Genomic DNA, 21,793 nt, shown 5'->3' with positions numbered 1-21,793 from the left:
TGTGTGAGAGTCAATGGAACGCTTTATCGAAAATGCAATGTACGCCACGCGCTGGCTGCTGGCGCCGATCTACATCGGGCTGTCCCTCGGGCTGCTGGCGCTGGCATTGAAATTCTTCCAGGAAGTGTTTCACGTCATTCCCAACGTGTTTTCCATGGCCGAATCGGATCTGATCCTGGTGCTGCTGTCGCTGATTGACATGGCGCTGGTGGGCGGCTTGCTGGTGATGGTGATGATTTCCGGTTACGAGAACTTCGTGTCCGAGCTGAACATCGACGAAGGCAAAGAGAAGCTCAGCTGGCTGGGCACCATGGATTCCTCGTCGCTGAAGATGAAAGTGGCGGCGTCGATCGTGGCGATTTCCTCGATCCATCTGCTGCGGATCTTCATGGATGCCAAGAACGTCGATCCCGAGCACCTGATGTGGTACGTGATCATCCACATGACCTTCGTGATCTCGGCGTTTGCCATGGGCTATCTGGACAAGCTCACCAAGCACTGATCATTGGCTGATCGCTGCAAAAACACCGCCCGTCTGTTGCGAAACAGACGGGCGGTGTCGTTTGTGGCTTGTGCTTTGGTGCGCGCGGGCATATCCCTGTAGAGGTCCTGGCTCGCCACCGCACGAGGTGCGTTCATGAACCTGCAAGAATTGAATGCGTTTGCCATCGCCAGAAAGGTCGATGAGCTGAACCTGATCTCCATGGAGGGCGGACTTTATCTGCTCGAGGCGCGGATGCATGGGGCGGCGTATCCGCTGAGTGATCCCAAGGGCAACATGCTGATGCTGCGTTCGGTGGAACATGCGCGGGATGTGCTGCATAACTTTCCGGTGCTGCCGTTCAACCTCGTCCACACCTCGGTACACGATGAAATGTGCGGACTGGGTGCCAGTGGCGAAGAAAGCCTGAAAGTGCCGCTGGCCTGGCGCTCGGCCCTGTAGGCCTTGCGTCCCATCCTCTGGGCATCTGTGCTAGTCTGCTCGCCCTTTTTCATGTAGGGCATTTCGGAGGGGTTTGTAAGAATATTTCCTTCCGGATCGCCCCAGAGCGGAGCATTGTCATGTCCGAAGTAAATCTGTCCACCGACGAAACCCGCGTCAGCTACGGTATTGGCCGTCAGCTGGGTGACCAGCTGCGCGACAACCCGCCACCGGGTGTCAGCCTGGACGCGATCCTGGCCGGTCTGACCGACGCATTCGCCGGTAAGGAAAGCCGTGTTGGCCAGGAAGAAATGTCCGCCAGCTTCAAGGTTATCCGCGAAATCATGCAAGCCGAAGCCGCCGCCAAAGCAGAAGCTGCTGCCGGCGAAGGCCGTGCGTTCCTGGCTGAAAATGCCAAGAAAGAAGGCATCACCACCCTGGCTTCCGGTCTGCAATTCGAAGTGCTGACCCAGGGCGAAGGCGCCAAGCCATCCCGTGAAGACACCGTGCGTACTCACTATCACGGCATGCTGATCGACGGCACTGTGTTCGACAGCTCCTACGATCGTGGCCAGCCAGCGGAATTCCCGGTAGGCGGCGTGATCGCCGGCTGGACCGAAGCCCTGCAACTGATGAATGCCGGCAGCAAATGGCGCTTGTACGTGCCGAGCGAACTGGCTTACGGCGCTCAAGGCGTTGGCAGCATCCCGCCGCACAGCGTTCTGGTATTCGACGTCGAGCTGCTGGACGTTCTGTAAAACCTTTGTGGGAGCGAGCTTGCTCGCGAATGCAGGCGATCCGGTTCAAATCTGTAATCGCGTTGCTGCCTTCGCGAGCAAGCTCGCTCCCACATGTTTGTGTTGCTGTTCATATTTCGATCTTGTGATGCAGCTCATTGGTCGGGCGCAAGGCCCGGGCATAGCAGAACAGGAACAGATTACGCACCAGTTCCTTGAGCACCAGCGGTTCGCTGGAATTCAGGCTACTGACGTCCAGATCACCCTGATCCTGCAGCTCATGCAGGGCTTCTTCTTCCAGTACTGCACAGACTTCGCCGGTTTCCCGATGCAGGATTCTGAGGTACGGGTGTGGGCGATCCAGCCAGGCGTCGATCAAATAAGTCATGGGGCTCATCTCCTTGAAAGGTTTCAATGAGAATAATTCTTATTCGTCAAATAGCAAGCGTCTATTGGCGGAATGCGTTTTTTTCCGGGTAAAGATTGCGTAAGGTCAAATTGGCTGGCGTCTGGCTATTACGCGAAAATGCGGGAGGGCAAAGCGGGGGAGGGCGAAGCTCCATCCCACGGCGGGCGCGGGATGGCTGACAAGCGGATCAGACCTTTCTGACGAACTCGGACTTGAGTTTCATCGGGCCGATGCCATCGATCTTGCAGTCGATGTCATGGTCGCCATCGCACAGGCGGATGTTCTTGACCTTGGTGCCGACCTTGACCACCAGCGAGGTGCCCTTGACCTTCAGGTCCTTGATCACGGTGATGGTGTCGCCGTCCTGTAGCACGTTGCCGACCGAATCTTTCTTCACGGCATCATCGGACGTCACTTCGGCTTCGCCGCTGGCCGACCACTCGTGGGCGCACTCAGGGCAGATCAGTTGGGCACCGTCTTCGTAGGTGTATTCGGAATTGCATTTCGGGCAGGGTGGCAACGTGCTCACTAAGGCTCCTTGGTAGGGGATCGCTAAAAGTCGCACATTGTATAGGGTTTTAGCCTTTGATGGAGTCAAAAGCAAAAGATCGCAGCCTTCGGCAGCTCCTACAGATGATTTACGTAGGAGCTGCCGAAGGCTGCGATCTTTTGATCTTGCTTCAGCGATATCAGTGCGTGCGGGCGACTGCAAACTCGCTCAGTTCTACCAGTGCATCGCGGTATTCGCTGGCCGGCAGCGCGTCGAGGCACTTGATCGCGCGGGCCACGTAGTCGCGGGCCAGTTGCGCGGTGTACTCCAGCGAACCCGAGGCTTCCACGGCGATGCGGATGCTTTCGAGGTCTTCGATCCCGCCTTTCTGGATCGCCTGGCGTACCAGAGCAGCTTGCTCCGGCGTACCTTCGCGCATGGTGTAGATCAGCGGCAGGGTCGGCTTGCCTTCGGCCAGATCATCACCGACGTTCTTGCCCAGGGTCTCGGCATCGCCCTTGTAGTCCAGCAGGTCGTCGACCAGCTGGAACGCCACGCCCAGGTGATCACCGAAGGTGCGCAGGGCTTCGCTCTGCTCGGCGGTGGCACCGGCCAGTGCGGCAGCGCTGTGGGTGGAAGCTTCGAAGAGCATCGCGGTCTTGCCGCGGATGACTTCCATGTAGGTTTCTTCGGTGGTGCTGGCGTCGCGTACCTTGGACAGCTGCAACACTTCGCCTTCGGCGATGATGCGCGTGGCCTGGGACAGGATCTTCATCACCGGCATCGAACCCAGCTCGACCATCATTTCGAACGAGCGCGAGTACAGGAAGTCGCCGACCAGTACGCTTGGGGCGTTGCCCCACATGGCGTTGGCGGTCGAGCGGCCACGGCGCATGCCGGACATGTCGACCACGTCGTCATGCAGCAGGGTCGCGGTGTGCAGGAATTCGATGGTGGCGGCCAGCAGACGCAGGTCATCGCCTTCGCGGCCCAGCGCCTTGCCACACAGCAGCACCAATAAAGGACGCAGGCGTTTACCACCGGCCGAGGTGATGTAATCGCCGATTTTCGATACCAGCGGCACTCGGGAAGTCAGCTGCTTCTTGATGATGCCGTCGACGGCGCTAAAATCGTCCGCCACCGCGCGGTAGAAAGCTTGGGGTTGCATCAGCGACAGTTGCTCCAGAAGGGTTGCGCGGCATGCTAGGACCCCCACCGGGGCCTGTCAAGGCGCGATGGACGGCCACTTGCGTGACTCTCGATGCTTGCGTACAATCGCGCACCCTGAACTTCCTGGGCAGCACCTGCCTTACGCAATTGCACTTGGGCCGTTCCAGCCCCATGCAGCCATGCCAGCCAATACCTCTTCTTATAAAGAGCTGGGTGAGCAGGATTATCGGAGAAATACCATGTACGCAGTAATCGTTACCGGCGGTAAGCAATACAAGGTCGCTGAAGGTGAATACCTGAAGATCGAAAAACTGGAAGTCGCTACTGGCGAATCCGTGACTTTTGACCGCGTTCTGCTGGTCGCCAATGGCGACGACGTGAACATCGGCGCACCTGTTGTTGCTGGCGCAACCGTCAAGGCTGAAGTGATCTCCCAAGGTCGTCACGATAAAGTCCGCATCATCAAGTTCCGTCGCCGTAAGCACCACATGAAGCGTATGGGCCACCGCCAGTGGTTCACCGAGATCAAAATCACCGGTATTCAGGCTTAATTACAGCCTAATTCCTCACTAGGAGAATTGAACTCATGGCACACAAAAAAGCTGGTGGTAGTACCCGTAACGGTCGCGACTCAGAAGCCAAACGCCTTGGCGTGAAGATGTATGGCGGCCAGGTCATCAAGGCCGGCAACATCATCGTGCGTCAGCGCGGCACCCAATTCCACGCTGGCTACGGCGTTGGCATGGGTAAAGATCACACCCTCTTCGCGAAAATCGAAGGCGTGATCAAGTTTGAAGTAAAAGGCGCCTTCGGTCGTCGTTACGTGAGCGTTGTCGCGGCTTAATCGCGAGATCGCTGGAAGAGCCCTGTCTTGCGACGGGGCTTTTTCGTTTGTGGGGTGAGTCTCTTGCAAAACTGTTTGTATGGGCTGTCGGCGTGCGATGCAGGTCGTGTTTTGGGGTCGCTGCGCTCATTTTTGCAAGAGTCTTATGTCTTGATTGTTTTTCGGCTCGTCCGTATGGCGAGAGGCGTTGAGTTATGAAGTTTGTAGACGAAGTATCGATCCGCGTAAAAGCTGGCGACGGCGGCAATGGCTGCATGAGTTTCCGTCGGGAAAAATTCATTGAAAACGGCGGCCCGAACGGCGGTGACGGCGGTGACGGCGGTTCCATCTACATGATGGCCGACGAAAACCTCAACACCCTGGTCGACTATCGTTACACCCGGCACTTCGATGCCGAGCGTGGCTCCAACGGTGGCAGCACCGATTGCACCGGCAAGAAGGGTGAAGACCTGATCCTGCGCGTGCCAGTCGGTACCACCGTAATCGACTCCGCTACCCAAGAAGTGATTGGCGACCTGACCAAGGCCGGCCAGAAACTGATGGTGGTGCAGGGCGGTTGGCACGGTCTGGGCAACACCCGTTTCAAATCCAGTACCAACCGTGCACCGCGCCAGACCACTCCGGGCAAGCCGGGTGAGCAGCGCGACCTGAAACTGGAAATGAAAGTGCTGGCTGACGTCGGTCTGCTGGGCTTGCCGAATGCCGGTAAAAGTACCTTTATCCGTTCGGTTTCGGCGGCCAAGCCGAAAGTTGCCGACTACCCGTTCACCACGCTGGTGCCGAACCTGGGTGTGGTCAGCGTTGACCGCTGGAAAAGCTTCGTCATCGCCGACATTCCGGGTCTGATCGAAGGCGCTTCCGACGGTGCCGGCCTGGGCATTCGCTTCCTCAAGCACCTGGCGCGCACGCGTCTGTTGCTGCACCTCGTCGACATGGCGCCGCTGGATGACACCAGTGCACCGGACGCAGCTGAAGTGATCGTCAACGAGCTGGTCAAATTCAGCCCGTCGCTGGCTGAGCGTGATCGCTGGTTGGTACTGAACAAGTGCGACCAGATCCTTGAAGAAGAGCACGAAGAGCGCGTCAAGGAAATCGTCGATCGCCTGCAGTGGGAAGGCCCGGTTTACGTGATCTCGGCCATCGCCAAAGAGGGTACCGAGCGCCTGACGCGCGACATCATGCGTTATCTGGAAGATCGTGCCGATCGCCTGGCTAATGACCCGGCGTACAAGGAAGAACTGGCCGATCTCGATCAGCGCATCGAAGACGAAGCCCGTGCCCAGTTGCAGGCGCTGGATGACAAGCGTGCCCTGCGTCGCAGCGGCGTGAAATCGGTCCACGACATCGGCGACGATGACTGGGACGAAGAAGATGTGGATGATGAAGACGGTCCGGAAATCATTTACGTGCGCGACTGATCTGTTGCGATAAACTTGAACGCCGCTCAATCGAGCGGCGTTTTGGTATCTGGAAATCGGTAGTCACGATTAACGGGCAGCGCTGGGTCGCGCTGTCCTCAAGCTAAGGTTGAAGATGATGCGGAGCAAGGTGACAGGTGCGCAGCGTTGGGTCGTGAAGATCGGCAGCGCTTTGCTGACAGCTGATGGCAAAGGGCTGGATCGTGCGGCAATGAGTGTCTGGGTCGAGCAGATGGTCGCCCTGCATGAGGCGGGTGTCGAGTTGGTGCTGGTGTCCTCCGGGGCAGTGGCTGCCGGCATGAGCCGCCTGGGCTGGACCGCACGACCCAGTGCGATGCACGAGCTCCAGGCCGCAGCTGCAATCGGCCAGATGGGGCTGGTGCAGGCTTGGGAATCGAGCTTTGCCGAGCATGGTCGGCACACCGCGCAGATTCTCCTGACTCACGATGACCTGTCCGATCGCAAGCGCTACCTCAATGCCCGCAGCACTCTGCGCGCGTTGGTCGAGCTGAAAGTCATCCCGGTGATCAACGAAAACGACACCGTGGTCACCGACGAGATTCGTTTCGGCGACAACGACACGCTGGCAGCGCTGGTGGCCAACCTGGTCGAGGCCGATCTGCTGGTGATCCTCACCGATCGTGACGGCATGTTCGACGCCGATCCGCGAAACAACCCTGATGCACAGCTGATTTACGAAGCGCGCGCCGATGATCCGACCCTGGATGCGGTGGCGGGCGGTACTGGTGGCGCGCTGGGGCGTGGCGGCATGCAGACCAAGCTGCGTGCGGCGCGTCTGGCGGCGCGGTCTGGAGCGCATACGATCATCGTTGGTGGTCGCCTGGAGCGAGTGCTTGATCGTCTCAAGGCTGGCGAGCGCATTGGCACGCTGCTGTCGCCTGAGCGCGGCATGCTCGCGGCGCGCAAGCAGTGGCTGGCCGGGCACCTGCAGACGCGCGGCACGCTGGTGCTGGACGAAGGTGCGGTGTCGGCATTGTCCCAGGGCAACAAGAGCCTGTTGCCGGTCGGCGTCAAATTGGTCCAAGGCAGCTTCCGGCGTGGCGAGATGGTGGTCTGCGTGGCGCCGGACGGTCGCGAGATTGCTCGCGGTCTGGCCAACTACAGTGCGCTTGAAGCGCAAAAAATCATTGGTCAGTCGTCGGATGCAATTGTCGGCGTGCTGGGCTACATGGCCGAGCCGGAACTGGTTCACCGTGACAACCTGATTCTGGTCTAAGGAAAAACGCGATGCGCATGGCAAAAGGATTGTTGGGTCTGCTGATGGCGCTGCCATTGCTGGCCTCGGCCGAGGAAATCGGTCAGGTGTCGACGGTGTTCAAGTTCGTCGGCCCGAATGACCGGATTGTGGTTGAGGCTTTTGATGATCCGAAGGTCGACGGCGTGACCTGCTACCTGTCTCGCGCCAAGACGGGTGGGGTGAAAGGTGGCCTGGGTCTGGCCGAGGATCGCGCCGAGGCGTCGATAGCTTGTCGTCAGGTCGGTCCGATCAAGTTCAAGGGCGAGCTGAAGGATGGTGATGAGGTGTTCAAGGAGCGCACGTCGCTGGTGTTCAAGACCATGCAGGTGGTGCGCTTCCTCGACAAGAAGCGCAATACACTGGTGTACCTGGTCTACAGCGATCGCGTGATCGAGGGTAGCCCGCAGAATGCGGTGACGGCGATCCCGATTGTGCCGTGGGTGCCGGTTCAGCAGTAACAGCGCAAAACCAATTGCAGGAGTGAGCTTGCTCGCCCCTGCATTTTTTTTGCTCTGCATTTATCAAATCGCAGGCAATAAAAAACCGACCCTAAGGTCGGTTTTTTAATGACTACGTCGATTAAGCAGCTTCTTTCAGTGCCTTGACGTGGCCATTCAGACGGCTCTTATGACGAGCAGCCTTGTTCTTGTGGATGATGCCTTTATCGGCCATACGGTCGATAACTGGCACAGCCAGAACGTATGCAGCTTGAGCTTTTTCAGCGTCTTTTGCGTCGATGGCTTTAACTACATTCTTGATGTAGGTACGAACCATGGAACGCAGGCTGGCGTTGTGGCTGCGACGCTTCTCAGCCTGTTTTGCACGTTTTTTGGCGGAAGGTGAGTTGGCCACCGTCGAGCTCCTCGAAAGACTTTTTAGGAAATAGCAAACAAAATAGGCCGCGAATCATGCCGATGAAGAGAAGTCTTGTCAAGGGCGCTTGAAACGTTCCGCTAAGTGGTAGGTATGAAGAGGCGGGATATTTATTTCCGGCGCTTGACCTGTAAACTCGCGAGCTTTGGCTCTGTGCTGTTGCGGCGCGGAGTATCGCACAAGTAGGCGCATTGTTCGCCTGCTGTTTATCGACAGGCACACATTTCCTCAATGAATCTGCTCAAATCGTTGGCCGCCGTCAGCTCTATCACGATGATTTCCCGGATTCTGGGGTTCGTCCGTGACACGCTCATCGCTCGCACATTCGGTGCCGGAATGGCGACGGATGCCTTCTTCATTGCCTTCAAATTGCCCAACCTGCTGCGGCGAATCTTCGCCGAGGGCGCGTTCTCTCAGGCTTTCGTGCCGATTCTGGCGGAATACAAGAGTCAGCAGGGGGAAGAAGCGACCCGCACGTTCATTGCTTATGTATCGGGCTTGCTGACGTTGGTGCTGGCTCTGGTCACGGCATTGGGGATGATCGCCGCACCGTGGGTGATCTGGGCCACGGCGCCGGGGTTTGCCGACACGCCGGAAAAATTCCAGCTCACCTCAGACCTGTTGCGGGTGACGTTCCCTTATATATTGCTGATCTCCCTGTCCTCGCTGGCCGGGGCGATCCTCAACACCTGGAACCGTTTTTCGGTGCCGGCCTTCGTGCCGACCCTGCTCAACGTCAGCATGATTGTGTTCTCGCTGTTCCTGACGCCGTATTTCGATCCACCGGTCATGGCCCTCGGCTGGGCAGTGCTGGTCGGTGGTCTGGCGCAGTTGCTCTATCAACTGCCGCACCTGAAAAAAATCGGCATGCTGGTGCTGCCACGCCTGAATCTGCGTGATACCGGGGTCTGGCGGGTGATGAAGCAAATGCTGCCGGCGATCATCGGTGTCTCGGTCAGCCAGATTTCGCTGATCATCAACACCATTTTCGCCTCGTTCCTGGTGGCCGGTTCGGTGTCGTGGATGTACTACGCCGACCGTTTGATGGAGCTGCCGTCCGGTGTGCTCGGCGTAGCGTTGGGCACCATTTTGCTGCCGACGCTGGCCAAGACCTATGCGAGCAAGGATCGTCACGAATACTCGCGGATCCTCGACTGGGGGCTGCGCCTGTGCTTCGTATTGGTGTTGCCGTGTGCGCTGGCATTGGGGATTCTCGCCGAGCCGCTGACCGTTTCCCTGTTTCAGTACGGCCAGTTCAGCGCGTTTGATGCGTCCATGACCCAGCGTGCACTGATTGCCTATTCTGTCGGTCTGCTCGGAATTATCGTGATCAAAGTGCTGGCGCCGGGCTTTTATGCGCAACAGAACATCCGCACGCCGGTAAAAATCGCAATCTTCACCTTGGTGTGCACGCAGCTATTCAACCTGATGCTGATCGGCCCGCTGGCTCACGCCGGTCTGGCGCTGGCGATCAGTGCGGGTGCCTGCCTCAATGCCGGGCTGCTGTTCTATCAACTGCGCAAGCAAAACATGTATCAGCCGCAACCGGGCTGGTACCTGTTCGGCTTCAAGCTGGTGGTGGCAGTGGCAGTGATGTCGGCGGTTCTGCTGCTGGGCATGCATTTCATGCCGGCCTGGGATCAGGGGCATATGCTGGAACGCTTCCTGCGTCTGGGGGCGCTGGTGGTTGCCGGTGTGGTGGCGTATTTCGGTATGTTGCTGCTGCTCGGTTTCCGCCTGCGCGACTTCAATCGCAAGGCTTTGAGCTGAGGTTTCAGCCTTTATAACCGGGCACGTGCCGGCAGTTTTGTCGGCTCGATCACTTTGCGTTACGGTGTTGCCTGTCGTCGACCGTCGGGTGTGGTTATAATCGACCACTTTATGAGCAAGAAGCGCGTTATGCAGCTGGTTCGAGGCCTCCACAACTTGCGCCCCCAGCATCGGGGCTGCGTCGCCACTATTGGCAACTTTGACGGTGTTCACCGTGGTCACCAGGCTATCCTGGCCCGACTGCGTGAGCGTGCGCTCGAGTTGGGCGTACCCAGCTGCGTGGTGATTTTCGAGCCGCAGCCACGGGAATTTTTCGCCCCCGAGACCGCGCCGGCGCGTCTGGCCCGTTTGCGTGACAAGCTGCAGTTGCTGGCCGCCGAGGGTGTCGACCGGGTGCTGTGCCTGGCGTTCAACCAGCGCCTGAGCAAGCTCAGCGCCAGTGAATTCGTCGATACCATCCTGGTGGACGGTCTCGGCGTGCAGCATCTGGAAGTCGGTGACGATTTCCGCTTTGGCTGCGACCGCCTCGGCGATTTCGATTTCCTCCTGCAGGCCGGACAGGTTCACGGTTTTACCGTCGAAGCCGCGCAAACCGTCGAGCTGGACGGCATTCGCGTCAGCAGCACCCAGGTGCGCAACGCGTTGGCCGCCGCCGATTTTGCCTTGGCCGAACGCCTGCTCGGCCGCCCGTACCGGATCGCCGGTCGCGTGCTGCACGGCCAGAAACTGGCCCGGCAACTGGGTACGCCCACTGCCAACATTCAACTCAAGCGCCGTCGGGTGCCGTTCACCGGGGTGTATCTGGTGGATGTGGACATCGACGGCAAGACCTGGCCCGGCGTCGCCAATATCGGCGTGCGGCCTACGGTCCAAGGTGATGGCAAAGCCCACCTTGAAGTTCATCTACTGGATTTTGCCGGCGATCTGTATGACCGGCGTCTGACGGTGGTTTTCCACCAAAAGCTGCGTGAAGAGCAGCGTTTCGCCTCCCTGGAGGCACTGAAAACGGCGATCAACGCGGATGTCGCCGCCGCCCGTGCACTAGCCGCACCTAGCGCCCATCGCTAATGAAGAGCCTTAAATGACCGACTATAAAGCCACGCTAAACCTTCCGGACACCGCCTTCCCAATGAAGGCCGGCCTGCCACAGCGCGAACCGCAGATCCTGCAGCGCTGGGACAGTATTGGCCTGTACGGAAAGTTGCGCGAGATTGGCAAGGATCGTCCGAAGTTCGTCCTGCACGACGGCCCTCCGTACGCCAACGGCACGATCCACATCGGTCACGCACTGAACAAGATTCTCAAGGACATGATCATCCGCTCGAAGACCCTGTCGGGCTTCGACGCGCCGTATGTTCCGGGTTGGGACTGCCACGGCCTGCCGATCGAGCACAAGGTTGAAGTGACCCACGGCAAGAACCTGGGCGCGGACAAGACCCGCGAGCTGTGCCGTGCCTACGCCACCGAGCAGATCGAAGGGCAGAAGAGCGAATTCATCCGTCTCGGCGTGCTGGGCGACTTCGCCAACCCGTACAAGACCATGGACTTCAAGAACGAGGCCGGTGAAATCCGCGCCCTCGCCGAAATCGTCAAGGGTGGTTTCGTGTTCAAGGGCCTCAAGCCTGTGAACTGGTGCTTCGATTGCGGTTCGGCCCTGGCCGAAGCCGAAGTCGAGTACGAGAACAAGAAGTCCTCGACCATCGACGTGGCTTTCCCGATCGCTGACGAGGCCAAACTGGCCGCCGCGTTCGGTCTGCCGTCGCTGGGCAAGCCTGCCTCGATCGTGATCTGGACCACCACCCCGTGGACCATCCCGGCCAACCAGGCGCTGAACGTACACCCGGAATTCAACTACGCGCTGGTTGATATCGGCGACAAGCTGCTGGTCCTGGCTGAAGAGCTGGTCGAGTCCTGCCTGGCGCGTTACGGCGTTGAAGGCACCGTACTGGCCACCGCGCCGGGTTCGGCGTTGGAACTGATCAACTTCCGTCACCCGTTCTACGACCGCCTGTCGCCGGTGTACCTGGCCGACTACGTCGAGCTGGGCGCCGGCACCGGCGTGGTTCACTCCGCTCCGGCCTACGGTGTGGACGACTTCGTGACCTGCAAGAAATACGGCATGGTCAACGATGACATCCTCAACCCGGTACAAAGCAACGGCGTGTACGTGCCGTCGCTGGAGTTCTTCGGCGGCCAGTTCATCTGGAAAGCCAACCCGGCCATCGTCGAAAAACTGACCGAAGTCGGTGCGCTGATGCACACCACCGTCATCGAACACAGCTACATGCACTGCTGGCGCCACAAGACCCCGTTGATCTACCGCGCCACCGCGCAGTGGTTCATCGGCATGGACAAGGAACCGGTCAGCGGCGATACCCTGCGCGTGCGCTCGCTCAAAGCCATCGAAGACACCAAGTTCGTTCCGGCCTGGGGCCAGGCGCGCCTGCACTCGATGATCGCCAACCGTCCGGACTGGTGCATCTCCCGTCAGCGCAACTGGGGCGTGCCGATCCCGTTCTTCCTGAACAAGGAAAGCGGCGAGCTGCACCCACGCACCGTCGAACTGATGGAGGAAGTGGCCAAGCGCGTCGAGGTTGAAGGCATCGAAGCCTGGTTCAAACTTGACGCCGCCGAACTGCTGGGCGACGAAGCGCCGCTGTACGACAAGATCAGCGACACCCTCGACGTCTGGTTCGACTCGGGCACCACCCACTGGCACGTGCTGCGCGGTTCGCACCCGATGGGTCACGAAACCGGCCCGCGCGCCGACCTGTACCTGGAAGGTTCCGACCAGCACCGCGGCTGGTTCCATTCCTCCTTGCTGACCGGTTGCGCCATCGACAACCACGCGCCGTACCGCGAGCTGCTGACCCACGGCTTCACCGTCGACGAGTCCGGCCGCAAGATGTCCAAGTCGCTGGGCAACGTGATCGCGCCGCAGAAAGTCAACGACACCCTGGGCGCCGACATCATGCGTCTGTGGGTCGCCTCGACCGACTACTCCGGCGAAATGGCCGTGTCCGAGCAGATCCTGCAACGCAGCGCGGACGCCTATCGTCGCATCCGTAACACGGCGCGCTTCCTGCTTTCCAACCTGACCGGTTTCAACCCGGCCACCGACCTGCTGCCGGCTGAAGACATGCTCGCACTGGATCGCTGGGCCGTTGACCGTACCCTGCTGCTGCAACGCGAGTTGCAAGAGCACTACGGCGAATACCGTTTCTGGAACGTTTACTCGAAGATCCACAACTTCTGCGTGCAGGAGCTGGGTGGTTTCTACCTCGACATCATCAAGGATCGCCAGTACACCACCGGCGCCGACAGCAAGGCCCGTCGCTCGTGCCAGACCGCGCTGTTCCACATCTCCGAAGCGCTGGTGCGCTGGATCGCGCCGATCCTCGCGTTCACCGCTGACGAGCTGTGGCAATACCTGCCGGGCGAGCGCAACGAGTCGGTGATGCTCAACACCTGGTACGAAGGTCTGACCGAGCTGCCGGAAGGCTTCGAGCTGGGTCGCGCCTACTGGGATCGCATCATGGAAGTGAAGGTGGCGGTCAACAAAGAGATGGAAATCCAGCGCGCGGCCAAAGCCGTCGGTGGCAACCTGCAAGCCGAAGTGACGCTGTTCGCCGAAGAGGCGCTGAGCGCCGACCTGGCCAAGCTGAGCAACGAGCTGCGCTTTGTCCTGATCACCTCGACTGCCAGCGTGGCGCCTTTTGTTCAGGCACCTGCGGACGCGGTAGCCACCGAAGTCAGCGGCCTGAAACTGAAGATCGTCAAATCGGCCTTCCCGAAGTGCGCCCGTTGCTGGCACTGCCGTGAAGACGTCGGCGTGAACCCGGAGCATCCGGAAATCTGCGGTCGTTGCGTCGACAACATCAGCGGCGCCGGCGAGGTTCGTCACTATGCCTAACGCCGTTGGCCGTTTCGGACGGTTGAGCTGGCTCTGGTTGAGTTTGCTGGTTCTGGTCATCGACCAGGCCAGCAAGTTCTACTTCGAAGGCAAGCTCGAAATGTTCCAGCAGATCGTGATCATTCCCGATTACTTCAGTTGGACCCTGGCCTACAACACCGGCGCGGCCTTCAGCTTCCTGGCCGACAGCTCCGGCTGGCAGCGCTGGCTGTTCGCCCTGATCGCGATCGTGGTCAGTGCGGTGCTGGTGGTCTGGCTCAAGCGTCTGGGCCGCAACGATACCTGGCTGGCTGTCGCTTTGGCGCTGGTGCTGGGCGGCGCGCTGGGCAATCTGTATGACCGCATTGCCCTGGGCCATGTGATCGACTTCATTCTGGTGCACTGGCAGAACCGCTGGTACTTCCCGGCGTTCAACTTTGCCGACAGCGCCATCACCGTGGGTGCGGTGATGCTGGCACTGGACATGTTCAAATCGAAGAAAACCGGAGAAGCCGTTCATGACTGAACAGGTATTGGCTGAGCAACGCATCGGCCAGAACACGGAAGTCACTTTGCACTTTGCATTGCGCCTGGAGAACGGCGACACGGTCGACAGCACGTTCGACAAGGCCCCGGCGACCTTCAAGGTCGGCGACGGCAACCTGCTACCGGGTTTCGAAGCGGCATTGTTCGGCTTCAAGGCCGGCGACAAGCGTACGCTGACCGTCGAACCGGAAAACGCCTTCGGCCAGCCGAACCCGCAAAACGTCCAGATCATCCCGCGTTCGCAGTTCGTCGACATGGAGTTGTCGCCGGGTTTGCTGGTGATCTTCAATGATGCGGCCAATACTGAGCTGCCGGGTGTGGTGAAAGAGTTCGATGACTCGCAAGTGACCATCGACTTCAACCACCCGCTGGCCGGCAAGACGCTGACCTTTGACGTCGAGATCATCAACGTCAAAGCGATCTGAGTAACACTGCAAAACCACTGTGGGAGCGGGCTTTTGTGGTGAGGGGATTTATCCCCGATGGGGTGCGAAGCGCCCCCAAATCTGATTACCGCGATTCAGAACCGGAAAGCGTTGACTGTTTTGACGATTGCTTCGCAATCGATCGGGGATAAATCCCCTCGCCACAACAGGCTCGCTCCCACAATGTTTTCAACCGTTTTCGCTATTTCTTGCGCGCAAGACACGAGGCACAGCATGCAAATCAAACTCGCCAACCCCCGTGGCTTCTGCGCCGGCGTGGACCGGGCGATCGAAATCGTCAACCGCGCCCTGGAAGTCTTCGGGCCGCCGATCTACGTGCGTCATGAAGTGGTGCACAACAAGTTCGTGGTCGAAGACCTGCGCAGCCGTGGCGCGATCTTCGTCGAGGAGCTGGATCAGGTGCCGGACGACGTCATCGTGATCTTCAGTGCTCACGGCGTTTCTCAAGCCGTACGCAGCGAAGCCGCCGGCCGTGGCCTGAAAGTTTTCGACGCCACTTGCCCGCTGGTCACCAAGGTGCACATCGAAGTCGCCAAATACAGCCGCGACGGCCGTGAGTGCATCCTGATCGGCCACGCCGGTCACCCGGAAGTCGAAGGCACCATGGGCCAGTACGATGCCAGCAATGGCGGCGCGATCTACCTCGTCGAAGACGAAAAAGACGTGGCCGAACTGCAAGTGCGGAACCCGGAAAAACTGGCGTTCGTGACCCAGACCACCCTGTCGATGGACGACACCAGTCGCGTGATCGATGCCCTGCGCACACGTTTCCCGGCCATCGGTGGCCCGCGCAAGGACGACATCTGCTACGCCACGCAGAACCGTCAGGACGCGGTCAAGCAACTGGCCGACGAATGCGACGTGGTATTGGTGGTGGGCAGCCCGAACAGCTCCAACTCCAACCGTCTGCGTGAACTGGCTGAACGCATGGCCACGCCGGCCTACCTGATCGACGGCGCCGAAGACCTGCAGAAGAGCTGGTTCGACGGTGTCGAGCGCATTGGCATCACCGCCGGTGCTTCCGCGCCGGAGGTATTGGTGCGGGGTGTGATCCAGCAGTTGCAAGCCTGGGGCGCGACCGGTGCCGATGAGCTGGCCGGCCGCGAAGAGAACATCACATTCTCGATGCCTAAAGAGCTGCGCGTCCGTTCGATCTGACGCTCTTCGCTTTCAGGCACAGCGCCTGCTCAGCCTTGGCGCTGGTCAGGCGCACCCGGCCGGTTGCCGCCAGCACCACCTGGCGCTGGCTGACCGGTTCGCGTGCCGAGCAGACATGTAACGTCCCTGCCTGAAACGCCCGCCCGGGCATCAGTGGTTGTCCCAGACTGCTGAAGCGCACGTAACGACTGACCGCCCAATTGCCGACGATCGGTGTCCGCCCATCACTCGCCTGTTCCACCAGCAGTGGATTGCTGCTGTCCTGCGGCCCCTTGCCGCTGATATCCAGAATGATTCGCCAGCCCTGACTCCAGTCGCCGTTGATGGCATGGATCACCACATTCTGATTGCGCGTGATGGCCAGGGTGCGGGCGTTGCGAATGCCCTCAAGCAATGACCGCGCCGCCTGGTCGCGCTGAGTCGACTCGGTGAAAGCGGCGAATGCCGGGCTGATCAGCGACAGAACAATTGCGCCAATCGCCAGTCCCATAAGCAATTCGATCAGGCTGAAACCCTGTTGCGGCATGACGATTCCCTCCGTGGAGCATGAAGCCCGGCGCGATCCTTTTCGCCGGGCAGGGCAAATCAACCGACGCAGGCCGGTTGAATGTTCTAGTTTGTAGAAGCAGGTATAGCCGACGGCAACGGAGGGCATCGATGGATCATCGTACAAAAGGTTTCACGCTGCCCGAGTTGTTGGCTGCGGTCGCGGTGATGGTGATCCTCATCACGCTGGCGGTGCCGGGTTTCACCCGCTCGATCCAGAGCAGCAAGGCCGACACCGAAATGGGCGACCTGCAGCGCGCCATCAACTATGCGCGGCTGGAGGCGATCGATCGCGGCGTGACCACACGCTTGCGCCCCAGCGCCGGTGGCAGCGTGTGGACCGGCGAACTGTCGGTCTACGACAGTACTGGCACACCGGCGAATGTATTGCGGGTTGTTCCAGCGATGAGCAGCGGCGCCACTCTGACGCTACCCTCAGGAGTGACCGCACTGGATTTCAACAACCTGGGCGGCCTGGCGGCACCGTCGACGGCGGTGGTCATCAGTTACGTGCTGGGAACGCAAAGCAGGACGCTGAACGTGTGTCTGAACGGACGAATTCAATCGGGTGGAAGTTGCGGATGAGGGCAGGGAGCAAACAGGCACAGAAGGGCATGTCGCTGATCGAAGTGCTGGTCGCGTTGTTGATTCTGACCGTTGGCATATTGGGCGCGGCAGCCGTTCAAGTGAATGCGCTGAAATATACCGACAGCTCGCGAATGACCAGTCAGGCCAGCTTCATCGCCTACGACATGATGGACCGCATCCGCGCCAATGCCGCTGCCGATTACACCGTCACGCCGCCGACTTCGGGCAATCTCAGTGTCGCCCGCGATCAGGATCTCTACGACTTCACCACCAATATCGTCAATTTCGGCGGGCCGACCGCCACGGGTACGATCACCCTCAATCAGCGGGTGTACACCATCACCATCAACTGGAATGACTCGCGGGCGGCGAATGCCACCGGCACCACGCGCAGTTTTGTTCTGAGCAGTCGTGCCACGGTCGATCCGGTGGCCACACCATGAAGCACGCCAACCGTGGTTTCGGCCTGATCGAAATGCTCATCGCCCTGGCACTGGGGCTGATCATTGTGCTGGGCGTAGTGCAGACGTTCCTCGCCGCTAAAAACACTTACGTCAGCCAGAACACCGCTGCCGCGATGCAGGAAGACGCGCGCTTCGTTCTGAGCAAGATGATTCAGGAGCTGCGCATGGTCGGCATGTTCGGCTGTCTGGGCACGATTACCGACGCGAGCTCGGCAGGGGATTTCAACGCGGCGCAGATCACCCCGATCACTTGGGACAATAGCAACCTCAAGCTGACCCTGGTCACCGCCGACGTCGGCGGCAACGGCGGCACGCCGACCTGGACGGTGGTTTCCGATTGTCGCAACAGCGCCACGGCATACACCGGGTTGCGTGCTGCGGCGAGCGGGCAGATCGCCTTTCCGATCCGTCGCTTGATCTATAGCTTCAGCAACAACCAGATTCTCATGGGCACCGGCAGCGGTACCCCGACTCAGCAGGTGCTGGTGAACAACGTCAGTGCGTTCACCGTGATGTTTGGTCTGGCGACGTCCGCTACCGATGTCGCGGCGTCCTCCTACAGCGCCAACCCCAGCGACCCGGCGCGCATCCGCAGTGTGCGCCTGAGCCTGACCCTCACCGACCCGAACAACCGGGTGGCCAATCAAACCTTCAACGTGGTTGCCGCTTTGCGCAACCGCTTGCAATGAGGGCCGGGCCGATGAGGATGACTTTCGCCCAGCGGAAAACTCAGCGCGGCATGGTGTTGCTGGTCAGTCTGGTGTTTCTGTTGCTGCTGACCTTGATCGGGCTGTCCTCGATGCAGAGCGCCAACCTGCAGGAAAAAATGGCCGGCAGCGTCAGCCTGCGCAATCAGTCGTTCCAGACCGCCGAGGCGGCATTGCGTATCGGCGAGAGTGCGGTGCAGCTCGACAGTTATTCACTGGCGGTGTGTGCCAGCACGACACAATGTGCGCCGCCGGCAGAGTCTTCGGTGGTCAGTGCGGCGGGGCTCAATTCGACTTCCGGAGTCACGTGGATCGCCGCCGGCAACGGCTTTTATGGGGTGCAGAACATCGGCACCACCCTGACCGCGGTCAACGTGCCGAGCAACACCTCGGCGACCCTGTATCGAGTGACCGCTGTCGGCATTGCTGGTACTTCGCGCAGTGTGGTGGAGAGTGTCTATGCGAAGTATTGAGCGCTACTGGACGCTGTTGACGGGGATGCTGCTGGGTTTGTATCTGGCAGCGCCGGCGTATGCGTTCACGCCGTCCGATTCGCCACTGCTGAGCGCGGCTGCGGTGCCGCCCAACGTGATGCTGCTGATCGACGATTCCGGCAGCATGAACAGCATCATTTACGCGGCGGGCTTCGATCCGACGGTCACGCGCACCCCGGCCCGGCAATGTAATGCGCTGCTCGGACTGTGCCTGAGTTCGACGGCGATCACCGGCGATCCGGTGTTTCTGTCAAACCTGCCGACTGCCGGTTGCTCTGGCGGAGCCTTTGCGTTCTACAACAACAGTCTGGTGCCGCAGTGCCTGAAATTGCCGGACCCGGTCGGCGGAGGCAACACACGCTACACCGGGGACTACATCGCTTATCTGGTGGGACTGGCGAACGGCAGCAACCGCGACTTCACCACCGGATCCATCCCCAGCGACTACCGGATCAACGTGGCGCGCAACGTATCCACCGCGCTGGTTACCAGCAACCGTACCTTGCGCATGGGGCTGTCGACCTTCAATCCGGTCACCAGCAACAACCCCGGCAACGGCGGTTACATCGCCCGCGCCATCAGCGACCTGTCACCGGTCTCCGGCAGCGTGACCCAGGCGCAAGCCGACACTAACTACAACGCGCTGATTTCTTCGATCAACGCCCTGGGCGCCGTGGCCAACACGCCGTTGGCGGAAACCTATTACGAAATCACCCGCTACATGCGCGGCATGACGCCGTACTACAACAGCACGCCGACGACCTACACCAGCCCGATCCAGTACCGTTGCCAGAAGAACTACGGCGTGGTGATCACTGACGGTTTGCCGACCTACGATCGCACCTTCCCGACCAACGATCCGTTGGGTGGCAGTCGTCTGCCGAACTGGGACGGCATCAATAATGATGGCAACAACCTCAATGGCGACAACGAGGGTGACACGCTGTATCTGGATGACATCGCCAAGTTCGCCTTCGACATCGACATGCGTTCGACAGGCACCGATCTCGCGGGCAAGAGCTGGGGCTTGGCGGATTTTCCCAAACAGAACATGAACACCTACACCGTCGGTTTTACCGCCGACAACGACATGCTCTCGGACGCCGCCGCTTACGGGCAAGGCAAGTATTACCAGGCGACCGATAGCACGGGCCTAAATGCCGCGCTGTCCTCGGCGTTGAGCGACATCACCTCCAAGGCCGGTTCCGGCGGCAGTGGGGTCACCAGCGGTACCACGCTGGCCAGTGGCACCAGCTATTTCCAGACCAGCTACGACCCCAAGGACTGGCGCGGCACGATCAAGTCCTTCGGCTTCACCTCGGCCGGCGTGGTAAATACCTCCGCAGCGTTGTGGACCACCGATACCACGATCGTGCCGGGCGCGACCGCACCGACCTATCAATCGTGGAACACCAGCAGCAACGCCGCCGTGACTCTGGCTTACGGCAACTTTTCCGCGCCCCAGCAGACCACGCTGAGCCAGAGCCTGCCCACCGGCATCAGCGGCAACGATCTGGTGGAGTGGAGCAAGGGCACCAACAAGACCGGGCTCAAGGTGCGCAGCGTGTTGCTCGGCGACATCATCAACTCGCCGCTGGTGCTGGCCTCGCCCAGCGACAAAACCGCCTCAGACCTCTCGGGCGACACCACCTACACCACGTACCTGACCACCAAAGCGGCGAACATGAATGCCAATCTGGTGGTGAATGCCAACGACGGTTTCGTCAACGTGATCAACTCGGCCAACGGCACCCGGCGCTATGCCTACATGCCGTCCAGTGTATTGCCGTCGCTGCGGCTGATTGCCGATCCGGCGTACATCAACGGCGTCAGCCACAAGTTTCTGGTGGACGGTCAGGTCGGGGTTTACGACCTTCAGTTCAACAGTGCCTGGAAAACCGTGGCCATCGGCGGCACCGGTGCTGGCGGCAAGACGTTCTACGCGCTGCAACTGTTCGACGCGTCCGCAGGCAATGTTCTCAATGCCCTGTGGGAAGTCAGTGCACCCGCCACGGCGAACACTACCAACGCCTTTAATGATCTGGGTTACGCCTATGCCCGGCCGGAAGTGGCACGCTTGGCCGATGGTCGTTGGGCGGCATTCATTGCCAATGGTTATGGCAGCAACTCCGGGGTGGCGGCGTTGTATGTGCTGGATGTGCGTGACGGTTCGTTGATCAAGAAAATCGTGATCGACAGCACCGAAGCCACCAATGGCCTGTCGTCGGTGAAGCTCAAGGTCAATTCTTCCAACGTGGTGCAGGCCGCTTACGGCGGTGACCTGAAAGGTCGCTTGTGGAAGTTCGATCTGAGCGCGACATCGACCGACAGTTGGGGCGTGGCGTTTTCCGGTAAACCATTGTTCACCACGGCGGGCGGGGCGACCCAGCCGATCACCGCGCAGCCGCTGCTGGCGGACAATTCGCTGGGGGGCAAACAGATCTTCGTCGGCACCGGCAAATTCAACGAGACCGCCGACAAGACCAACAAGGATTTGCAGGCGTTTTATTCGGTGTGGGATGCCGACGGTGGTTCCGGGCAACTGACGGTCAGCAGCCTGCAGGCGCAAGCAGTGACCGGGGTGTTCTCCGGCAGTACCGGGCAGTTCATCACCACCAGCCAGAACGACACGACCTATCCGGGGGAGAAGGGCTGGTACCTGCCGTTGGTTTACAACAACGTGCTGACCGGCGAGCGGGTGATCAATCAGGCCAGTCTGGTACTCGGGCGCATCGTGTTTACCACTGCCAGTGTCGACACCACCGACCCGTGTGCCAGTTTCGGCACCGGCAAACTGGTCGAACTCGATGCGTTCAGCGGTAAGATGCTCAACTACGCGGTGCTCGACACCAACGCCGATGGTGTGGTCGACAGCAACGACACGATTTCCAGCGGCGTGGTGTTCACCGGCGGCATTCCAACCCTGAACGCCATCGTCAATGGCGCGACGCGCAAGATCGTCAACGATTCCAGTGGCACCGTGACCACACTGGTGGAAAAATCCGGCGGCGGCAGCCGTCGTATCATGTGGCGACAAATACAGTAAGTGAGAGTTTGAGGC

The 21,793-nt window shown here is 59.9% G+C and carries 24 protein-coding genes; 19 read left to right on the top strand and 5 right to left on the bottom strand.

Translation table 11 applies throughout. From position 1 onward, the window contains the following. The first annotated feature begins 13 nt into the window (after nt 1-13). From PMI25_RS11555 to PMI25_RS11545, 3 genes are all read left to right on the top strand, one after another. On the top strand, nt 14-502 hold the full coding sequence (locus tag PMI25_RS11555) for a TIGR00645 family protein (RefSeq protein ID WP_007963798.1): 489 nt from the start codon (nt 14-16) through the stop codon (nt 500-502). Between the two features lie 135 nt (nt 503-637). After that, nucleotides 638-943 (top strand): DUF6482 family protein, encoded by a 306-nt coding sequence (locus PMI25_RS11550; RefSeq protein WP_007963800.1) that lies wholly within the window; start codon nt 638-640, stop codon nt 941-943. A gap of 119 nt (nt 944-1,062) precedes the next feature. Further along, the gene (locus PMI25_RS11545) at nt 1,063-1,680 is read left to right on the top strand and encodes an FKBP-type peptidyl-prolyl cis-trans isomerase (protein WP_007963802.1); all 618 of its coding nucleotides are present in this window, start codon (nt 1,063-1,065) and stop codon (nt 1,678-1,680) included. A gap of 109 nt (nt 1,681-1,789) precedes the next feature. Here the strand turns inward: PMI25_RS11545 and PMI25_RS11540 are convergent, their stop codons facing one another. The 3 genes from PMI25_RS11540 to PMI25_RS11530 all read right to left on the bottom strand — a co-directional run bounded on the left by PMI25_RS11540 (nt 1,790) and on the right by PMI25_RS11530 (nt 3,726). After that, a complete protein-coding gene (locus tag PMI25_RS11540; protein ID WP_003228365.1) occupies nt 1,790-2,047 on the bottom strand; it encodes a PA4570 family protein in 258 nt (85 codons plus the stop codon). Nucleotides 2,048-2,255: 208 nt separating this feature from the next. Next, complete coding sequence (locus PMI25_RS11535; protein WP_007963804.1) at nt 2,256-2,597, bottom strand: zinc ribbon domain-containing protein YjdM; 342 nt, start codon at nt 2,595-2,597, stop codon at nt 2,256-2,258. A gap of 160 nt (nt 2,598-2,757) precedes the next feature. Further along, a complete protein-coding gene (locus PMI25_RS11530; RefSeq protein ID WP_007963807.1) occupies nt 2,758-3,726 on the bottom strand; it encodes a polyprenyl synthetase family protein in 969 nt (322 codons plus the stop codon). Nucleotides 3,727-3,967: 241 nt separating this feature from the next. Here PMI25_RS11530 and rplU point away from each other — a divergent pair, with 241 nt between their 5' ends. The 5 genes from rplU (at nt 3,968) to PMI25_RS11505 (ending at nt 7,706) form a co-directional block, all read left to right on the top strand. Continuing rightward, nucleotides 3,968-4,279 carry a 50S ribosomal protein L21 gene (gene rplU / locus PMI25_RS11525; RefSeq protein ID WP_003228361.1) on the top strand — a complete coding sequence of 104 codons (312 nt, stop codon included), beginning with the start codon at nt 3,968-3,970 and terminating at the stop codon, nt 4,277-4,279. A gap of 35 nt (nt 4,280-4,314) precedes the next feature. Then, entirely contained in the window at nt 4,315-4,572 is a 258-nt protein-coding gene (gene rpmA, locus PMI25_RS11520) for a 50S ribosomal protein L27 (protein ID WP_003228360.1), read from the top strand. 194 nt (nt 4,573-4,766) lie between these two features. After that, nucleotides 4,767-5,990: an Obg family GTPase CgtA gene (gene cgtA, locus PMI25_RS11515; RefSeq protein WP_003228358.1), complete on the top strand. Its 1,224-nt coding sequence runs from the start codon at nt 4,767-4,769 to the stop codon at nt 5,988-5,990. 118 nt (nt 5,991-6,108) lie between these two features. After that, nucleotides 6,109-7,227 (top strand): glutamate 5-kinase, encoded by a 1,119-nt coding sequence (proB, locus tag PMI25_RS11510; protein WP_027612826.1) that lies wholly within the window; start codon nt 6,109-6,111, stop codon nt 7,225-7,227. Between the two features lie 11 nt (nt 7,228-7,238). Next, nucleotides 7,239-7,706, top strand: a complete 468-nt coding sequence (locus PMI25_RS11505) for a CreA family protein (RefSeq protein WP_003228353.1) — start codon at nt 7,239-7,241, stop codon at nt 7,704-7,706. A 121-nt stretch (nt 7,707-7,827) separates the two neighbouring features. Here PMI25_RS11505 and rpsT read toward each other — a convergent pair whose 3' ends face one another. Next, on the bottom strand, nt 7,828-8,100 hold the full coding sequence (rpsT, locus tag PMI25_RS11500; RefSeq protein WP_003228351.1) for a 30S ribosomal protein S20: 273 nt from the start codon (nt 8,098-8,100) through the stop codon (nt 7,828-7,830). 252 nt (nt 8,101-8,352) lie between these two features. Here rpsT and murJ point away from each other — a divergent pair, with 252 nt between their 5' ends. The 6 genes from murJ (at nt 8,353) to ispH (ending at nt 15,933) form a co-directional block, all read left to right on the top strand. After that, nucleotides 8,353-9,891 (top strand): murein biosynthesis integral membrane protein MurJ, encoded by a 1,539-nt coding sequence (gene murJ / locus PMI25_RS11495; protein ID WP_007963820.1) that lies wholly within the window; start codon nt 8,353-8,355, stop codon nt 9,889-9,891. Nucleotides 9,892-10,020: 129 nt separating this feature from the next. After that, on the top strand, nt 10,021-10,959 hold the full coding sequence (gene ribF / locus PMI25_RS11490; RefSeq protein ID WP_003228347.1) for a bifunctional riboflavin kinase/FAD synthetase: 939 nt from the start codon (nt 10,021-10,023) through the stop codon (nt 10,957-10,959). Between the two features lie 13 nt (nt 10,960-10,972). After that, the gene (gene ileS / locus PMI25_RS11485) at nt 10,973-13,804 is read left to right on the top strand and encodes an isoleucine--tRNA ligase (protein WP_007963821.1); all 2,832 of its coding nucleotides are present in this window, start codon (nt 10,973-10,975) and stop codon (nt 13,802-13,804) included. Next, nucleotides 13,797-14,309: a signal peptidase II gene (gene lspA / locus PMI25_RS11480; RefSeq protein WP_007963824.1), complete on the top strand. Its 513-nt coding sequence runs from the start codon at nt 13,797-13,799 to the stop codon at nt 14,307-14,309. The genes ileS and lspA overlap by 8 nt, the downstream gene beginning before the upstream one ends. Before the next feature lie 7 nt (nt 14,310-14,316). Continuing rightward, the gene (fkpB, locus tag PMI25_RS11475) at nt 14,317-14,754 is read left to right on the top strand and encodes an FKBP-type peptidyl-prolyl cis-trans isomerase (protein WP_177325718.1); all 438 of its coding nucleotides are present in this window, start codon (nt 14,317-14,319) and stop codon (nt 14,752-14,754) included. A 234-nt stretch (nt 14,755-14,988) separates the two neighbouring features. Next, nucleotides 14,989-15,933, top strand: coding sequence for a 4-hydroxy-3-methylbut-2-enyl diphosphate reductase (gene ispH / locus PMI25_RS11470; RefSeq protein ID WP_007963828.1), 945 nt, complete (start codon nt 14,989-14,991; stop codon nt 15,931-15,933). Here the strand turns inward: ispH and PMI25_RS11465 are convergent. After that, complete coding sequence (locus PMI25_RS11465; RefSeq protein WP_007963830.1) at nt 15,905-16,459, bottom strand: GspH/FimT family pseudopilin; 555 nt, start codon at nt 16,457-16,459, stop codon at nt 15,905-15,907. The two genes, ispH and PMI25_RS11465, sit on opposite strands and share 29 nt — an antisense overlap. Nucleotides 16,460-16,590: 131 nt before the next feature. Between PMI25_RS11465 and PMI25_RS11460 the strand changes: the two genes are divergently transcribed. From PMI25_RS11460 to PMI25_RS11440, 5 genes are read left to right on the top strand one after another with little or no spacing between them, the layout of a single operon-like run. Next, nucleotides 16,591-17,064: a GspH/FimT family pseudopilin gene (locus PMI25_RS11460; RefSeq protein WP_007963832.1), complete on the top strand. Its 474-nt coding sequence runs from the start codon at nt 16,591-16,593 to the stop codon at nt 17,062-17,064. Next, on the top strand, nt 17,061-17,510 hold the full coding sequence (gene pilV, locus PMI25_RS11455; RefSeq protein ID WP_007963833.1) for a type IV pilus modification protein PilV: 450 nt from the start codon (nt 17,061-17,063) through the stop codon (nt 17,508-17,510). The genes PMI25_RS11460 and pilV overlap by 4 nt, the downstream gene beginning before the upstream one ends. After that, nucleotides 17,507-18,220, top strand: a complete 714-nt coding sequence (locus PMI25_RS11450) for a PilW family protein (RefSeq protein WP_007963835.1) — start codon at nt 17,507-17,509, stop codon at nt 18,218-18,220. Before pilV ends, PMI25_RS11450 begins: the two co-directional genes overlap by 4 nt. Nucleotides 18,221-18,231: 11 nt before the next feature. After that, entirely contained in the window at nt 18,232-18,711 is a 480-nt protein-coding gene (locus tag PMI25_RS11445) for a pilus assembly PilX family protein (protein WP_007963838.1), read from the top strand. Further along, on the top strand, nt 18,698-21,778 hold the full coding sequence (locus PMI25_RS11440; protein WP_007963840.1) for a pilus assembly protein: 3,081 nt from the start codon (nt 18,698-18,700) through the stop codon (nt 21,776-21,778). Before PMI25_RS11445 ends, PMI25_RS11440 begins: the two co-directional genes overlap by 14 nt. The last annotated feature ends 15 nt before the right edge of the window (nt 21,779-21,793 follow it).

Source organism: Pseudomonas sp. GM30, from assembly GCF_000282275.2.
Taxonomy (GTDB): domain Bacteria; phylum Pseudomonadota; class Gammaproteobacteria; order Pseudomonadales; family Pseudomonadaceae; genus Aquipseudomonas.
The sequence above is the reverse complement of the archived record's forward strand: the minus strand, read 5'-3'. Positions and strand labels throughout refer to the sequence as shown.

Coding starts and splice junctions, on each gene's coding strand:
- PMI25_RS11555 (WP_007963798.1), top strand. CDS start 14: ATGGAACGCTTTATCGAAAATGCAATGTACGCCACGCGCTGGCTGCTG.
- PMI25_RS11550 (WP_007963800.1), top strand. CDS start 638: ATGAACCTGCAAGAATTGAATGCGTTTGCCATCGCCAGAAAGGTCGAT.
- PMI25_RS11545 (WP_007963802.1), top strand. CDS start 1,063: ATGTCCGAAGTAAATCTGTCCACCGACGAAACCCGCGTCAGCTACGGT.
- PMI25_RS11540 (WP_003228365.1), bottom strand. CDS start 2,047: ATGACTTATTTGATCGACGCCTGGCTGGATCGCCCACACCCGTACCTC.
- PMI25_RS11530 (WP_007963807.1), bottom strand. CDS start 3,726: ATGCAACCCCAAGCTTTCTACCGCGCGGTGGCGGACGATTTTAGCGCC.
- rplU (WP_003228361.1), top strand. CDS start 3,968: ATGTACGCAGTAATCGTTACCGGCGGTAAGCAATACAAGGTCGCTGAA.
- rpmA (WP_003228360.1), top strand. CDS start 4,315: ATGGCACACAAAAAAGCTGGTGGTAGTACCCGTAACGGTCGCGACTCA.
- cgtA (WP_003228358.1), top strand. CDS start 4,767: ATGAAGTTTGTAGACGAAGTATCGATCCGCGTAAAAGCTGGCGACGGC.
- proB (WP_027612826.1), top strand. CDS start 6,109: ATGCGGAGCAAGGTGACAGGTGCGCAGCGTTGGGTCGTGAAGATCGGC.
- PMI25_RS11505 (WP_003228353.1), top strand. CDS start 7,239: ATGCGCATGGCAAAAGGATTGTTGGGTCTGCTGATGGCGCTGCCATTG.
- murJ (WP_007963820.1), top strand. CDS start 8,353: ATGAATCTGCTCAAATCGTTGGCCGCCGTCAGCTCTATCACGATGATT.
- ribF (WP_003228347.1), top strand. CDS start 10,021: ATGCAGCTGGTTCGAGGCCTCCACAACTTGCGCCCCCAGCATCGGGGC.
- ileS (WP_007963821.1), top strand. CDS start 10,973: ATGACCGACTATAAAGCCACGCTAAACCTTCCGGACACCGCCTTCCCA.
- lspA (WP_007963824.1), top strand. CDS start 13,797: ATGCCTAACGCCGTTGGCCGTTTCGGACGGTTGAGCTGGCTCTGGTTG.
- ispH (WP_007963828.1), top strand. CDS start 14,989: ATGCAAATCAAACTCGCCAACCCCCGTGGCTTCTGCGCCGGCGTGGAC.
- PMI25_RS11465 (WP_007963830.1), bottom strand. CDS start 16,459: ATGCCGCAACAGGGTTTCAGCCTGATCGAATTGCTTATGGGACTGGCG.
- PMI25_RS11460 (WP_007963832.1), top strand. CDS start 16,591: ATGGATCATCGTACAAAAGGTTTCACGCTGCCCGAGTTGTTGGCTGCG.
- pilV (WP_007963833.1), top strand. CDS start 17,061: ATGAGGGCAGGGAGCAAACAGGCACAGAAGGGCATGTCGCTGATCGAA.
- PMI25_RS11450 (WP_007963835.1), top strand. CDS start 17,507: ATGAAGCACGCCAACCGTGGTTTCGGCCTGATCGAAATGCTCATCGCC.
- PMI25_RS11445 (WP_007963838.1), top strand. CDS start 18,232: ATGAGGATGACTTTCGCCCAGCGGAAAACTCAGCGCGGCATGGTGTTG.
- PMI25_RS11440 (WP_007963840.1), top strand. CDS start 18,698: ATGCGAAGTATTGAGCGCTACTGGACGCTGTTGACGGGGATGCTGCTG.